The 15,430-nt window shown below is 61.1% G+C and carries 12 protein-coding genes and 1 riboswitch; of the genes, 6 read left to right on the forward strand and 6 right to left on the reverse strand.

Annotated elements, in window-relative coordinates; genetic code table 11:
- Positions 1-39 precede the first annotated feature (39 nt).
- Positions 40-1,239 carry an MFS transporter gene (locus tag LPJGGPFB_RS06125; protein WP_173419185.1) on the reverse strand — a complete coding sequence of 400 codons (1,200 nt, stop codon included), beginning with the start codon at positions 1,237-1,239 and terminating at the stop codon, positions 40-42.
- Positions 1,240-1,348: 109 nt separating this feature from the next.
- Here LPJGGPFB_RS06125 and LPJGGPFB_RS06130 point away from each other — a divergent pair, with 109 nt between their 5' ends.
- The 3 genes from LPJGGPFB_RS06130 to ubiA all read left to right on the forward strand — a co-directional run bounded on the left by LPJGGPFB_RS06130 (position 1,349) and on the right by ubiA (position 4,166).
- A complete protein-coding gene (locus tag LPJGGPFB_RS06130) occupies positions 1,349-2,164 on the forward strand; it encodes an AraC family transcriptional regulator (protein WP_173419186.1) in 816 nt (271 codons plus the stop codon).
- Positions 2,165-2,327: 163 nt separating this feature from the next.
- The gene (locus LPJGGPFB_RS06135) at positions 2,328-3,134 is read left to right on the forward strand and encodes a MipA/OmpV family protein (protein WP_173419187.1); all 807 of its coding nucleotides are present in this window, start codon (positions 2,328-2,330) and stop codon (positions 3,132-3,134) included.
- A gap of 75 nt (positions 3,135-3,209) precedes the next feature.
- Positions 3,210-4,166, forward strand: a complete 957-nt coding sequence (ubiA, locus tag LPJGGPFB_RS06140) for a 4-hydroxybenzoate octaprenyltransferase (RefSeq protein WP_173419188.1) — start codon at positions 3,210-3,212, stop codon at positions 4,164-4,166.
- A gap of 376 nt (positions 4,167-4,542) precedes the next feature.
- On the opposite strand, the gene LPJGGPFB_RS06145 is transcribed toward ubiA, so the two are convergent.
- Positions 4,543-5,109, reverse strand: coding sequence for a DUF6101 family protein (locus LPJGGPFB_RS06145; protein WP_112808618.1), 567 nt, complete (start codon positions 5,107-5,109; stop codon positions 4,543-4,545).
- A 325-nt stretch (positions 5,110-5,434) separates the two neighbouring features.
- On the opposite strand from LPJGGPFB_RS06145, the gene LPJGGPFB_RS06150 reads away from it, so the two are divergent.
- Entirely contained in the window at positions 5,435-7,885 is a 2,451-nt protein-coding gene (locus tag LPJGGPFB_RS06150) for a DUF1217 domain-containing protein (protein WP_173419189.1), read from the forward strand.
- 12 nt (positions 7,886-7,897) lie between these two features.
- Here LPJGGPFB_RS06150 and LPJGGPFB_RS06155 read toward each other — a convergent pair whose 3' ends face one another.
- From LPJGGPFB_RS06155 to LPJGGPFB_RS06165, 3 genes are all read right to left on the reverse strand, one after another.
- Complete coding sequence (locus tag LPJGGPFB_RS06155) at positions 7,898-9,331, reverse strand: FAD-binding oxidoreductase (RefSeq protein ID WP_173419190.1); 1,434 nt, start codon at positions 9,329-9,331, stop codon at positions 7,898-7,900.
- Positions 9,332-9,483: 152 nt separating this feature from the next.
- Positions 9,484-10,458 carry an L-threonylcarbamoyladenylate synthase gene (locus LPJGGPFB_RS06160; protein ID WP_173419191.1) on the reverse strand — a complete coding sequence of 325 codons (975 nt, stop codon included), beginning with the start codon at positions 10,456-10,458 and terminating at the stop codon, positions 9,484-9,486.
- A gap of 86 nt (positions 10,459-10,544) precedes the next feature.
- Positions 10,545-11,144, reverse strand: coding sequence for a DUF6656 family protein (locus LPJGGPFB_RS06165; RefSeq protein ID WP_173419192.1), 600 nt, complete (start codon positions 11,142-11,144; stop codon positions 10,545-10,547).
- 316 nt (positions 11,145-11,460) lie between these two features.
- Positions 11,461-11,662: riboswitch (cobalamin riboswitch) on the forward strand.
- A gap of 106 nt (positions 11,663-11,768) precedes the next feature.
- Between LPJGGPFB_RS06165 and LPJGGPFB_RS06170 the strand changes: the two genes are divergently transcribed.
- Both LPJGGPFB_RS06170 and LPJGGPFB_RS06175 read left to right on the forward strand, forming a co-directional pair.
- Positions 11,769-13,013 carry an aromatic ring-hydroxylating oxygenase subunit alpha gene (locus LPJGGPFB_RS06170; RefSeq protein WP_173419193.1) on the forward strand — a complete coding sequence of 415 codons (1,245 nt, stop codon included), beginning with the start codon at positions 11,769-11,771 and terminating at the stop codon, positions 13,011-13,013.
- Position 13,014: 1 nt separating this feature from the next.
- Positions 13,015-14,112 carry an FAD-binding oxidoreductase gene (locus tag LPJGGPFB_RS06175; RefSeq protein ID WP_173419194.1) on the forward strand — a complete coding sequence of 366 codons (1,098 nt, stop codon included), beginning with the start codon at positions 13,015-13,017 and terminating at the stop codon, positions 14,110-14,112.
- A 98-nt stretch (positions 14,113-14,210) separates the two neighbouring features.
- On the opposite strand, the gene LPJGGPFB_RS06180 is transcribed toward LPJGGPFB_RS06175, so the two are convergent.
- On the reverse strand, positions 14,211-15,275 hold the full coding sequence (locus LPJGGPFB_RS06180) for a glycoside hydrolase family 25 protein (protein ID WP_173419195.1): 1,065 nt from the start codon (positions 15,273-15,275) through the stop codon (positions 14,211-14,213).
- Positions 15,276-15,430: the final 155 nt, after the last annotated feature.

Raw genomic sequence — 15,430 nt, forward strand, 5'->3', positions numbered from 1 at the left:
GGGCGGCGCCCGTTGAAGATCTGCGGTTCGATGCACGCGCTAGTGGCGCGCAGGCATCTTGGGCAGAAGGATCGTCAGAATGCCGAGCAGCGGCAGGTAGGAGCAGATGGTGTAGACGAACTCGATGCCCTGCCGGTCGGCAAAAATACCGAGAAGAGCTGCACCCATGCCGCCGAAGCCGAAAGCGAAGCCGAAGAAGACGCCGGCAATCAATCCGACCCGGCCCGGCACCAGTTCCTGCGCAAAGACGACGATAGCCGAAAACGCCGAGGAGAAGATGAAGCCGATGATGATAGACAGAACGCCCGTCCAGAAAAGGTTCGCATAGGGCAGCATCAACGCGAACGGGATGACGCCGAGGATCGAGAACCAGATGACGAAGCGTGCGCCGTAGCGGTCGCCGATCGGACCGCCGAGGAAGGTGCCTGCAGCGGCTGCACCCAGGAACAGGAAGAGCATCAGCTGCGCCTGTTGCACGGAAACGCTGAACTTCTCGATGACGAAGAAGGTGAAGTAGCTGGAGATGCTCGCCATGTAGACGTTCTTGGTGGCCGTCAGCAGCACCAGCACGGCAACGGCCCAGATCACGCGGTTCTTCGGCAGAGGAAGCGCGCGGCTCGGCGCCGGCTTGCTCATCGACGAGCGGCGGTGGCGCACGTACCAGGTGCTGACCCAGGAAAGCACGAAGAAACCGATGATTGCAACGATCGAGAACCAGCTGAGGCTGCCCTGGCCGAACGGAAGCACTATGAAGGCGGCAAGCAGCGGCCCCATGGCGCTGCCGGCATTGCCACCGACCTGGAACAGCGATTGTGCCAGGCCATGCCGCCCACCGGAGGCAAGGCGGGCGATGCGCGAGGATTCCGGATGGAAGATTGCCGAGCCGACACCGATCAGGCTTGCAGCCAGAAGCAGCATCGAGAAATCATGGGCGTTGGCGAGCAGGATCAGGCCGGAGCAGGTGGACAGCATCGCCACCGGCAGCGAATAGGGCAGCGCCCAGCGGTCGGTGATGATGCCGACGGCCGGCTGCAGCATCGAGGCTGTCAACTGGAAGGTGAAGGTGAGAAGGCCGATCTGCACGAAATCGAGCGAATAGTTCGCCTTGAGCAAGGGATAGAGCGCCGTCAGCAGCGACTGCATGATGTCGTTCAGCATGTGGCAGAAGCTCACTGCCAGGATGACGGAAAAAGCCGTCTTTTCCGGGGTTATGCCCCCGGTTGAAGTAACCGTTGCCATGGAATGTGTCCTTGCCGTCTCGATGGTTGTGTGCGGCGCGGGATATCTCTACTGATCTTGCTCGTGGCCTGCTTTTGTGATGTGGTCGACTTCTTTCGCGAGTGGGCCAATGCCGATCCATCGAGTAAACTTGCCCGAACTGCCCGATGCCGACCATTTCAGGAACCTGGACTGGATCGAGACAGGGAATTCGGCCGTCCTCGCCCTTGGCCGCGATTACGGCGCGGGCCTGACTGTTCCGCTGCACAGCCACACCCGCACGCAATTGTGGTGGGCGCGCCAGGGTGTTGTTCTTGTGCGCACGGCGCACGGGCGCTGGCTCGTTCCACCGGGGCACGCGCTTTTGATCCCGGCCGGGGTCGAGCATTCGACCGAGATGATCAGCGATGTGCGCATGCACTCGATCTATTTCACTCAGTCGCTGCTACGTGCCGAGCGGCCGATGGTCATGGAGATCACCCCGCTTGCGGGCACTCTTGTCGATGCCTTGGTCAGCGTCGAGAGCGAGACCATGTCCGAGCGGAGGGAGCAACTGATCATGGATCTTCTGCTGGAAGAGATCGCCCTTCTGCATGAACGGCCGCTCGGCCTGCCTTTTCCGCGCGAGCAGAAGCTGGCACTTTTGTGCCGGCAGTTCCTGGAGGCGCCATCGGCGACCGCGAACATCGACCAATGGGCCGATCGTCTGGGTTTGAGCCGACGGACATTCACGCGGATGTTCCGCAACGAGACAGGCGTCAGCTTCGTCACCTGGCGCCAGCAGGCCTGCATTTTCGCATCGCTGCCGCGGCTGGCGGACGGCGAACCGATCACCAACGTCGCGCTCGATGCCGGCTACGAGAACGTCGCGGCGTTCACGACAATGTTTCGGCGCATGCTCGGAAGTGCCCCCAGCCACTACTTGAAAATGTATCAGGGGCGATAGCTGCGGCCGTCATGGGAAACGGGAGCTGAATTGACCTGGTTAACGGAATCGTAGGAACAAGGGGCAATAAGTCGCCCCGTGCCCATTCAGATTGCGCCATTGTCGCGCGCATGGGGCACGGTTCAAACTTCGCCCCGGCGAATGATTCTTCCGGAGTTGTTCCTTGCGTATCCGTTCTTTTCTCTTCCTTTCTGGAACCCTTTTGTTGTCCGCAGGCACCGCCTCGGCTGGTGACGGCCAGTATTTCTGGTCCGGCGACTGGTACTTGAAGGTCGGTGCCACCGGCTTTCTCGGCCCGAAGTACGAAGGCGCCTCCAAGCGCATGTTCCAAGCCGCACCACTGGTATCGCTCGGCAAGGCCGGTAGCACCGTTCGCTTTTCCTCGCGCAACGACAACATGTCCTATGCGCTGCTCGATCAGGGCGGGTTCCGCGCCGGTGTCGCAGGCAAGCTAATCTTCGAACGCGATTCAGGCACATCCAGCGATCTGAATGGCCTCGCTCCCGTCAAGTTCGGCGGCGAGCTTGGCGGTTTCGCCGAAGTGTATCCGACCGATTGGATGCGCGTGCGCGCGGAAGTCCGCCAGGGTATTCGCAGCCACCACGGCATTGTCGCCGATGTCACCGCCGACGCCTTTACCGACATCAGCAGCAATGTGCGCATTTCTGCCGGTCCGCGGATGACCGCTGCCACCAGCGATTATTTCGGCGCCTATTACGGTGTGAACGATGCCGAATCGGCAGCGTCGGGCCTCAGCCCCTACAGTCCGCATGGCGGCATTCATTCTGCCGGTGTTGGCGCTGCGATCAACTGGCAGGCAACCGAGAAACTCGAAACCGGCGCCTATGCCGAATATCGCCGCCTGATGGGATCGGCCGCCGATTCCAGCCTCGTGCGCGAACGCGGCAGCCGCAACCAGGTCCTCGTCGGCCTGTCGGCCACCTATCGCTTCGACTTCACGCTTCACTGACCGGCGCCACTCCGCTTCGGGACGGTGCGGCATCGAACCGCTTGACCGTCCCGGCGCGTGGCGTCAAACAGGGGCATGAACACGTCCTCCGCCGATTCCGGGCGCGTCCACGACGCGCCGTCGAACAACTGGGTCTATCGCGCGTTGCCGCGCGCGCTCTGGCCCTATGCGCAACTTGCTCGCTGGGACCGTCCGATCGGCTGGCAATTGCTGATGTGGCCATGCCTGTGGTCGGTCGCCCTGGCCTCGGGCGCGGCGGCTGCCGGACAGTTCTCGGCCGGTCGGTTCGTCTTTCACAGCTTTCTCTTCATCGCCGGCGCCATCGCCATGCGCGGGGCTGGCTGCACCTTCAATGACATCATCGACCACGACATCGACATGGAAGTGGCGCGCACACGTTCGCGGCCATTGCCATCGGGTCGGGTCTCCCGCTTTCAGGCAAAGGCCTTCATGGTGCTGCAGGCGCTCGTGGGGCTGGTGATCCTGCTGCAGTTCAATGCCTTCAGCATTCTGCTCGGCATTCTCTCGCTTGGGCTTGTGGCGATCTATCCCTTTGCCAAGCGCTTTACCGATTGGCCGCAGTTCTTCCTCGGGCTTGCCTTCTCCTGGGGTGCGATCATGGGCTGGACGGCGGAGTTCGCAACGCTTTCGCTGGCGCCCGTGCTGCTTTATGGCGCAGCGATCGCCTGGACGATCGGTTACGACACGATCTATGCCTACCAGGACAGGGAAGATGACGAGTTGATCGGCGTGCGGTCGACCGCTCGCCGCTTCGGCGACAACCCACGTCCCTGGCTGATCGGGCTCTACGGGCTTGCCGTCGTGCTGATGCTGTTGTCGTTCCTCGCGGCCGGCGCCGGGCTGTTTGCCTATTTCGGGTTGCTTGTTGCAGCCGGGCTGCTGATCTATCAGATCCTGGTGCTGAACATTCACGACCCGGAACAATGCCTGGCCTTGTTCAAGTTCAACGGTGTCGTGGGGCTGATTATCTTCACCGGGCTCGTCGCGGCGCTGCTCGTGCGCGCGGTATGAAAAATCCTCCGTCTTGGCGGAGGATCGGGCAGTCTACGCAATCTGCTTGATGCAGGCTTTCTGTCTTTGCCGATGTGTCGGCAAAGCTGGGACCGGGTTAAGCCCAGCTGACGTCCGTCACGGCCTTGCGCTTCTTCGCCTTGGCACGCGCGCGGAAAATGGCGGTGACTGCGGCAACGGTGGCGGCGATATGTTTGCGCATCGGATATCTCCTTCTTCCTGACCTTGGCTATGGACCGGATATGGCACGAAGAAGGCGAAGCGGCTGTTTCGGAAGGAACATCCCGGTTTTCACGATGGCAATTTGGCATTGGCCGCAAACAAAAACCGGCCGCAGGGAACGGCCGGTTTTTGCACTGGAGGAATTCGGGAATACTTAGCTGCGGGCGATGATTTCTCGCCCGTCGATCTTCATGGCAACGCCAAGCCGGCCGGTGGAGCGGCGCACGAGGAACCGTGGCCGGCGGTCGGCGAAGAAGGAATGGCGGCGTCGCGGCTTGATCGGCGCGGTGCGCACGTCGCCGAGATGCTCTTCCAAAGCGCGAGCCACACCATCGGCTTCGACCATCAGCATCGGGATGCGATAGGCTTCTGCCCAGGCGCGCCAATCGGCAGCTATGTCGGAAAGATCATGTGCGACGAGCAGCGGAACGCAAAGGTCCGGATCGTCATGATGAAGTTCAAGCGTCACTGTAACGTCTCCGTCGCCGTGGTCGATCGCGCGTGCCGCGACCCCTTTGAATGCCCGCGCCGGCAGTGCGATCGAAAGCGGCAGGCCGCTTGATGGTAGCACCTTGCGCAGAACCGCGCCACGCTCGTCCAGGCTGATCGTGACATTGCCTGTGTGGCCACGCAGGACGTAGCTTGCCTGCTGAGGAAAACGCTTCGGATCGAGCCGGAGCGTATTTTCGACCCATGCGGGTTGAGAGAGTGTATTGCGCATTTCAATCGCCCTTGTTTTTCCTTGAGAGCCGATTTCCGGTCTTCTCTTCGGGACTTTTCGTCCTCTATGGGCTGGAGAATAGGCGGCTCCCCTTCCGGCCGACTTAAAAATCGCGGTTAAGAAAACTTTGCGTTTTTCGATGGTTAGCAAAAGCCGACCGGCCAAGGTTTCTGTTTCGTCAACAGGGTCATCGGCATTTGTCGCATCGTCGTGGAACGCCGGCGAAAAGCCACACACAAGCCTGTCGTGCAATCATGCCGCGTCAGAATTCTGTTTCGGGGGAGGGTGTGACCCACCCCTTGAGTTAAGCGACGGGGCAGCAGGCATGGTTTCGACCTATCTCAATTACAGCCGGATCACGAGCGATTTGAGGACCAGTCTCAATCGCGTGGCCGACCAGCCGCTGGTCGCGCGCGAGGCCCAGTACTACAAGGAAAAGATCGGCAGCGTGAAAACCGTCGATGCGTTCCTCGACGACTACCGCCTCTATGCCTATGCCATGAAGGCGCATGGCCTTGAGGATATGGCCTATGCCAAGGCCTTCATGCGCCAGGTGCTCGAAAGCGACCTCAAGGATAAGGACAGCTTTGCCAACCGCCTGACTGATGAGCGCTACCGCAACTTTGCCGAGGCGTTCAACTTCAGCACATCGTCGGCGACCGCACAGACGACGGCACAGCAGGACGCGCTGATCGGTCTCTACAACGAACGTGTCTCCAATCTCGACACTGTTCTCAAAGGAGACAACGCCTACTTCAACGCGGCGATGGACCTTGTCACCAACGTCGATCAATTCCTTGGAAATGAACGCCTGCGTTCCTATGCCTTCGGAATCTTCAACATCGACAAGCGCAACTACTCCTACGATCAGGTGCGCTACGCGTTGACAGCCGAGCCGGCGGATCTCGCCAACTCCCAGACTGCGGCGCAGACCCGGCGCACTGAAGCCGAAAAGACGCTGACCGACCTTGAGACGCGCGAGACAGCCGTCAATGACATCAGCACGCTGACGGCACAGCTTGCCGCCGCGGCAGAGGCTGACAAGCCGGCGATCCAGGCGCAGATCGACGCCAAGAACGCCATTGTCGCCGATCTCAACACCAAACTGCCGCCACGCGGTGATCAGACGAATGCGTTGGCTTCGCAGCTTTCGACCGAAGTGAGCCTGTTGACGCGCCAGATCAGCATGCTCGACTCGTATCGCCAATTGAACGCCGCGTTCAACTTCGAGCCCGATGGCAGTGTACCGTCGGGCGGCAAGGCGATCACCGACGAAAAGAAGAAGATGCTGAATGAGGCTTATATCTTCAGCAGCCCGCGTCTGACGCCGTCCGGCGCCGTGCTCAACAGGGATTACTTCGAACAGAAGATCGGTTCGATCACCACGGTGGCCGAGCTCGTGGCCGATACGCGCATGCTCAACTATGTCAGAACGGCCTTCGGGCTGCCTCCGACAGCCGTCGGTGCGACGATCGAGAACATTCTCACCAGCGACATCAACGATCCGAACAGCTACGTGAACAAGTTCGGTGGTGAATACAACAAGGCCTACAAGGCTCTGCTTGCCGCGTTCAATTTCAAACCGGACGGCACATTGCCGGCGGACACAAAGCCGCAGACGGCGGAGCAGACCAAGACGACCACCGACGGCTACATGGTCCACTACAACGACGCTGACGATGAGGACGACGAGTCCAAGATCGGCCGGTACAAACTCCAGATCAAGACGCTGAAAACGGTCGATGATCTCATTGGCAACAGCGAATTGCGATCGTTCGTGCTGAGCGCGTTTGGTCTTGAAAAAGAGGATCTGACGCCGCGCAGGCTCAAGCAGATTCTGACGAGCGATCTCAACGATCCGGCAAGCTACGCCAATTCCCTGCGGGACGAGCGTTACACCAAGCTGGTGAAGGCGTTCAATTTCAACCCCGATGGCACGCTCGGCGCGCCGAAGCTGGCGCAGAACGAGGCCGATATCGTCAATATGGCCAAGGCCTACATCGTCGAGAAGTCGCGTTTTGGCACCGAGGACGAAAAGAAAACCGCCAAGACGAAGGCTGAAGAGGAAAGCAAGTACTATACGACGCAGATCCAGAAGGTCGAGACGCTCGATGATTTTCTGAAGGACAAGCGGCTTGTCGATATCGTGCTCATCGGCGCCGGCATCGATCCTGAAGGCGTCAAGACCGACTACCTCAAGCAGATGTTCGCGTCCGATCTCGACGATCGCAAGAGCTTTATCAACACCGATCCGAACGGCTTGAAGTATCGCGAGATCGTGTCGGCCTTCAATTTCGACAAGGACGGAAAGATCGTCAGCGGCGAAGCCGGACAGATACAGACACGGCGCGGTCTGATCACCACCATCGATCTCTACCTCAACCAGACGCTCGAGGAGAACGAAGGCGCGGACAATGCCGGTGTTCGCCTGGCGCTCTATTTCAAGCGCAAGGCGTCGGAAATCACCACGCCCTACGATCTGCTCGCCGACAACGCCCTGATGCAGGTCATCCGCACCGCCTACAGCATGCCAGAAGGCATGGCGAGCGCCAAGATCGAGATGCAGGCCGCCTACATCGAGCGCACGATGGATATCAAGGATCTGCAGGACCCTGAAAAGCTTGCGAAGCTGATGCAGCGCTTCACCGCATTGTACGACGTCGAGAACAATACCGACGTCTCTCCCGGTCTCGCTATCCTCACCGGCGGCAGTGGCGGCGGCATCAGCGCCGATGCGCTGTTTTCGCTCGCGCAGTTGAGGTCTGGCGGGCGGTAGGCCCCCGCGCCATCAGTCCGCCCGCAAGACCTTGTCCGGGTTCATGATGCCGGCCGGATCGAAGGCATGCTTGATGCGACGCATCAGCTCGATCTCGATCGGAGTGCGGACTTCGGCGAGCTCGTCGCGCTTCAGTTGTCCGATGCCATGTTCGGCCGAGATCGAGCCGTTGTATTTCGCGACGATGCCGTGAACGATGGCGTTCATTTCCCGCCAGCGATCAAGAAAGACCTGTTTGTCGGCACCGATGGGCTGCGAAATATTGTAGTGGATGTTGCCGTCGCCCATGTGGCCGAACGAGCAGATGCGCGCCCCTGGCATCGCCCGCATGACAGCGGCATCGGCCTCTTTCATAAAGGCGGGAATGCTTGAAACGGGGACGGAAACGTCGTGTTTGATCGAGCCGCCTTCCGGCTTCTGCGCCGGCGACATGCTTTCGCGCATGTGCCAAAGGGCCTTGCGCTGTTCCTCGCTCGTGGCGATCACTGCGTTTTCGACCAACCCGGCGACGATGCCCTGCTCAAGCAGTTCATGGACCATGCGCTCGGCACTTTCTGCGGAATCGGACGTGGAAATGTCGATGAGCGCGTACCATGGGTGAACGGTGTCCATCGGGTCGCGCACGCCAGGAATATGCTTGGCAGTAAACTCGACACCGAGGCGTGGCATCAGTTCGAAACCGGTGAGCGCCGACCCGCAGAGGCTTGATGCCCTGTCGAAGAGGGCAAGCGCATGCTCGACGCTGCCGACGCCGGCAAAGGCCACCTGGTGGCCAAGCGGCTTCGGAAACATCCTGAGCACGGCACCGGTGATCACGCCGAGCGTGCCTTCGGCGCCGATGAACAGATCGCGCAGGTCGTAGCCGGTATTGTCCTTCTTCAGCCGCCGCAGCCCGTCCCAGATCTCGCCGGTTGGCAGCACCACCTCGAGGCCGAGGCAAAGCTGGCGCATGTTGCCGTAGGCAAGCACCGCCGTGCCGCCGGCATTGGTCGAGAGGTTGCCGCCGATGCGGGCCGACCCTTCAGACCCCAGAGACAGCGGAAACAGCCGGTCGTTGTCGTCGGCCGCCTTCTGGATATCGGCGAGGATACAGCCGGCGTCGGCAACGATGACATTGCCGACGGGGTCGATGTCGCGAATTCGGTTCAGTCGCTGCAGTGACAGGACGATGTCGGCCTTGCCCTCGCGCGGGATCTGTCCCGCCACGTGGCCGGTGTTGCCGCCCTGAGGAACGATCGCCGTCCGGGTTGCGCTTGCAAGTTTCATGATGCGCGACACTTCCTCGACCGAACCGGGTCGAAGCACCATGGGCGTGGTGCCCTTGTAGAGCCCGCGGGATTCGACGAGGTAGGGGACAAGGTCAGCCGGGTTCGTCAGCGCATTGGCGCTGCCGACGATGTCGATGAAGGAGGCGATCAGTTCGGGAGAGGGGAGCGTCGTCGTCATGGCCCTGCCTTCGCAAATGCGCCCGGCGGCGCTACTGCATAATTCGTTAAATCGGAATCGATTTAAGGAGAAAATTGTGCAGCGAGTTTAAAGCGTTACAGCGTCGTTTGCGCGTCATATTTGACGCACGGCGCTGCAAAAATGTCTGTCGGTCAGTCTCTTGGGGCTGCCGCACGCTGCAGCCGGTCAAGGATCGCTTCGCCCAAACCTTCTGAGGGGATGGGAGCGAAGGCAATGGTCGCGGCGCCGCTGGCATCGGCTTTCTTCATATAGTCGAACAGATTGGCAGCTGCCTCGCGCAGGCTGCCTGCCGGGCTGAGATCGAGCACGATCGCTGCATGCTCTTCGCCGGGGAGCACTGTGTTGCCAAAGCGGATCAGGGCTTCTCCCGGGCGCACGTCGCCGGCGTCGAGCCGGACTGCAGCGCCCGGCGCATAGTGCGAGGCGAGCATGCCCGGAGCCTCGATTGTCGCGCCGGCACTTTCGGGTCTCGACACGGCAAGGCCGGTCAGATTTTCGATATCGAGGACGTCGAGACCGCCCGGACGCAGCAGGCGCAAAGCCCCGTCCTCGACCTTGATGATCGTCGATTCAAGCCCGATCTCGGCCGAGCCGGCGTCGAGAATGAGCTTGAGGCGTGGGCCGAGATCGGCGTCCACATGGGCAGCGCTCGTCGGGCTGATCTTGCCTGACGTATTGGCGCTCGGTGCCGCGAGCGGGCGGCCGAAACGGGCAATTACCCGACGGGAGAAGCCATCGGGCATGCGGATGCCCAGGGTGTCGAGACCGGCCGAGGCGAGCGCATGCACGGAACTTGTCGGGCGCTGGGGCAGGATCAGCGTCAGCGGGCCGGGCCAGAAGGCTTCGGCCAGGCGTCGCGACAACGGATCGAATATCACATGGGCTTCAGCCATCGCCATGTCGGACACGTGCGATATCAGCGGGTTGAAGCGCGGGCGCCCCTTCATCTCATAAATGCGGCTGATCGCATCCGGATTGGTGGCATCGGCGGCCAGGCCGTAGACCGTTTCTGTGGGAATGGCGACGGGCTCGCCTTCGGCAAGCACAGCGCAGGCGCGCTCGATCGCGCGTTCCGGCTCGGTCCGTGTGTCGATGATTTCGGCCATATCGCTTCCGTTTCCCTTTCGAGGTCTCCTTAAAGGAGCCACGAGGAAAACAGAACGATTTTCTTCAGACAGAGCGTGCCGGTGGTTCAGAGGCTGCGGATGATACGCCGCAGCGCCTCATCGCGCGCGCCGAGCATCAGCACGTTCTTGAGCGCGACCTTCGGGTCGTCGGTGCGAAACAGGAGCCCGTTGTCGCTGACGCTGCGATTGATGGTCATCTGACCTTCCTGCGCGTCGGGTTCGATCGCGACGGCGAAGTACATCCTGGAATAGCCGGCCTGGATACGCTCGAAGAAGTGCTTTTCGTCGCCGAGATCGCAGAAGAAGTTGGCGAAGTAGAAGGACCAGGTCACGTCCTTGGATTGGGCGAGATGTGTTCTCGCGGCCGTCACATGGCAATAACCCAGATGCGGCCGGCCGGCGAGCGTGCGGTGGAAGATCATCTTGGGAAACTGGATCGAGGTGTGGAAGCCGTTCATCCGCTTGTGCGTCGTTTCGCCGGCGGTCGTCAGCTTGTGGCCGGTGCGCTGGGCAACCTCGTCATAGCTGAGATAGCGCCGTTCGCGCTGCGACCATTGCCGCCTTTCGATGCGGCCGGTGCGCAGGAACTCGGTATGGACCGCTGTCTTCGGAGCGATCGTGGGCAGCTTCTCGGCTGCGGCGTCGTAGTATTTGAGCTTTGCCATGGACTTCAATGCGCTGTTTGCCGGTTCGGCCGGTTTCTCCGTCAGGCGACGCTAATGCATTATGGTTAATGGAAGATTTCATTGCGCCGGCCAGGATGGATGAGCCGACGCCGCAACGGATGTCGCAAAATGGCGAAGGCTTCGCGCTTTCGCGCCGGCTTTGCCGGAAAAAGCGACAACTGCCCAATATTTGATCTATCTCATTGTTTATAATGACAAATAGTCGGCCTTGTGGTGTTTCAGACACGGGATGCACTGTGTCGTCTTTCTGGAATTGGATGTCGTTAATCGGCAGCTGCGACGACGGCTTCCGCGATTAGATATGCCTACTCAAGGTGCCGCCTCTTAGGGAAGACGGAGAATTGGGAAGCCGGTCAAAACCCGGCGCTGCCCCCGCAACGGTGGTGGAGCGAAAGCCTCGGCAAAAAGCCACTGGACGGTTCCGTCCGGGAAGGCGCCGGGCTGGTCCTTGCGGATAGCTCCTGAGCCCGGAAACCAGCCTTGACACGAATAGACCGTAACGGGTTGCGGCGGGCAGCCGGATCGGAGCCGTCATCGCACAGGCATTGCGCCTGCGTGGGTTCCAGTCCTGCCTCTCCGAAACAAGGCCAACGAGGATAGGACATGGACATCAAGGGCGATATGCTCCGCAAGCTGAAGGGTCGACGCGACGGCTACAGCCTCGACCGGGCCTTCTACATCGACCCCGACTACTACAGGCAGGATCTCGAGAGCATCTGGTACAAGGACTGGCTGTTCATCGGCCACGACTGCGAGGTCCCGCGCGCCGGCAACTATTTCACCGTTCAGGTCGGCGACTACCCCGTCGTCATCGTCCGCGACCGGCAGGGCACGATCCGCGCGCTGCACAATTCTTGCCGTCACCGCGGTTCCCGCGTCTGCTCGCAGCACAAGGGCTCATCGGCCAAGCTCGTCTGTCCCTACCATCAGTGGACCTACGAGCTCGACGGCACGTTGCTCTTTGCCCGTCAGATGGGCGAGGATTTCGACAAGGCCGCTCACAGCCTGAAGCCGATCCACTGCGAAACGGTCGGCGGCTACATCTTCATCAACCTGTCCGAACAGCCAATGGACTTCGCTCCGTTCCGCGACATGGTCGCGCCCTATCTGGCGCCGCACCGCCTTGGCGAAACCAAGGTCGCCTTCGAAAGCACCATCATAGAGAAGGGCAACTGGAAGCTCGTCTGGGAAAACAACCGCGAGTGCTACCATTGCGCAGCCAACCATCCCGAGCTTTGCCGGACCTATCCGGAAGCCCCGACGGCGACCGGCGTGCAAGGCGCCAAGGATGATCCTGTCATCGCCGCCCATTGGGAAAAATGCGAAGCGTCCGGGCTTCCGAGCGAGTTCCGCATGTCCGAGACCGGCCAGTTCCGCTCGGCGCGCATGCCGTTGATCGACGACGCCGAGAGTTACACCATGTCCGGCGCCCGCGCCGTGCGGCGGCAATTGTCGGCGGATGTCAGTCAGAAGCATATCGGTACGCTGCTTCTGTTCCATTATCCGTCGACCTGGAACCATGTGCTGGCCGACCATGCGATCACCTTCCGCGTTTTGCCGCTCGGGCCTGAGCTGACGCAGGTTACGACCAAGTGGCTGGTCAACAAGGATGCGGTCGAGGGCGTCGACTACAATCTGGAAGAACTGACGCACGTCTGGACCGAGACCAACGATCAGGATCGCCAGATCGTCGAGGAAAACGCTTTCGGTATCCGCTCGCCGGCCTACCAGTCAGGGCCCTATTCGCCCGATCACGAAGGCGGTGTGATGCAGTTCGTCGAATGGTACTGCAAGTTCATGGAGCAGCGCCTCCAGGGCGAAGCTGCTCCGCTCTTTAGGGTCGCCTGATATGCAGATGGCATCCTCGTTCCATCACTTCGATGAACTCCATGTCTGGATCGACAGGCAGAACATGCTCGAATGCACATCCGCGGTCATGGAGACCGCGGATGTGATGACCTTTACCTTCCGGCCCGAGAAGCCGGCCTGGTTCCGTTATCTGCCCGGTCAGTTCGTCACGCTCGAACTGCCGGTGACCGACGACGAGCCGGTGATGCGCACGTACACGCTGTCGTCGACGCCTTCCCGGCCGCTTTCGATCGCCGTCACCGTCAAGGCGCAGGCCGACAGCATCGGCACGCGCTGGATGTTCGATCACCTGAAGCCGGGCATGCGGCTGAAGGCCTTCGGCCCGCTCGGCGATTTCAGCTTCGTGCGCCATCCCGGCGAAAAATACCTGTTCATCTCGGCAGGCTCCGGCGTCACGCCGATGATGTCGATGACGCGATGGATGGCAGACTGCATTCCGGAGACCGACGTCACCTTCATTTCCTGCGCGCGCCGGCCGGATGATATTCTGTTTCGCTCAGAGCTCGAAGTGCTGGCGCGCCAGATGTCGGGGCTGAACCTCGGCTTTGTGGTCGAGGGGCATGAGGCCCGGCACGGCTGGCACGGCCTGCGCGGCCGCATCGACGGCGCCAAGCTGCCGCTGCTTGCGCCCGACTTCCTGGAACGCACCGTATTCTGCTGCGGTCCGGAGCCGTTCATGCGCGGCGTGCGCGAGCTGTTGACGGCCGCCGGCTTCGACATGAGCCGCTATCACGAGGAAAGCTTCCAGCCGGCCGCAGCACCAGCCGCCGAGGAGATCGCAGTCAGGGCAGGGGTGGCAACCGATGCTGACGCGCAGGTCGCCAAGGTGGTGTTCACCATGAGCGGCAAGGAGATCGAGGCCAAGCCCGGCCAGACCATCCTGCAGGCGGCACGCGCCAATGGCGTCAGGATCGGGGCTGCCTGCGAAGGCGGCATCTGCGGCACCTGCCGGGTGATGAAAGTCGCCGGCGAGGTCGAGATGAACCACAACGGCGGCATTCTCGACGACGAAATTGACGAAGGCTATATCCTTGCCTGCTGCTCGCGCCCGCTCGGGGACGTGCAGATCGAGGCCTGATCGCGGGCAATGGTTGCGGGGAGGTTCCTCCCTGCAGCGATTGGGAGATCGACAGCAACGTTCGTGTGTTTGAAAAGACGCACGGGCCTGTAGGCCCGTCAGCGGCTGGCGGCAGCCAGCCGCACCGCGCGATCATGACGGCCGAAATCGATCGATCCGGTCGCCATCATGTCGACGCCTTCGCCCGCAGCGCTGGCGGCTTCCGCGCGGCTAATGAGCAGCGGCTGGGTTTCGATTGTGGCCTCTGCCTGGGCAGAGCTGGATACGCCGGCCCCTTTGTCGGCCTTCGCCAAGAGAACGAGGGGCATCGGTTTTTCCGGCAACAAGACACCGTCCGCCCAGATCGACCGCAAGGCGGTGCTGGTCATCGCGGCGACATTGACGTCGATGTCGTCGAGCGTGCCGGGCACACGATAGGGACAGCGGCGCTTGCCGCAATTGACGCCTGACGAGAACTGCCACAGCGCGTAGCTGTCCCAGTTGCCCATCGGGAAAACCTGACGGATATCCGGCTTGTAGCGGGCATACCAGAGCGGCAGCCGCGACAGCAGCCGATACCTGGAGCGGTTGGCTGCGATGTATTTCGCCGTCACATGGTTGGTGTAGAGCATCGGATAGCGGCCGGTGCGGGTCTTGATGTGACCGGCAAAGATCGCCGCGTCTTCGAGCGACATGTATTTTTTGGGGTCGATGCCTTCGAGATCGAGCACCATCAGCTCGTCGTCGCGGGGCTCCGCATAGTCGAGGAAATGGTTGGCCTGATCGACCGGGTTGCCGGGGCGGGCGAGATGGTAGGCGCCCCAGAGCAGCCCATGGGAGCGCGCGATCATCCGCCGTGTCTGATATAGCTCGCGGCTGACCGCGTATTTGCGCCACATCGTCTTGCAGTGGGCAAACGTGTCGCCACCATGATCGCCGGTGCAGGAGAAGCTTTCCGGCAGACCGTCGGAAGCCTTGGCAATGAAGCCGGAGATGCGCTTGTCGGCAAACATTGCCTCCCAGTCGATGCTGTTCATCTCATAGGCATCGACGATGATGGCGTTTGATTTCGTCTTCCAGGGTTCCAGCTCACCGGCGCGCGCGTTTGCCGCCGCGAATGCCAGACCCAGAAGGGTCGCGAGGCGCAGAATCATCCGTACAGTGGAGATATACCGCTTTGCCATTCAGTGAGATTGCCGACACTACAGTTAATGGATCGTAAATCCCAGTCCCCGAGCCGACTGTGCTTGAGACCGCGACGAATGTATAGAGACTTGTGGCTGTATATCAGCTGCGCCTATTATTGCCGTCATTTCGCGCGGCCATTGCCCTGTCTGTA

Origin of the sequence: Ensifer adhaerens, assembly GCF_013283195.1 — a bacterium.
Lineage (GTDB): Bacteria > Pseudomonadota > Alphaproteobacteria > Rhizobiales > Rhizobiaceae > Ensifer > Ensifer adhaerens_G.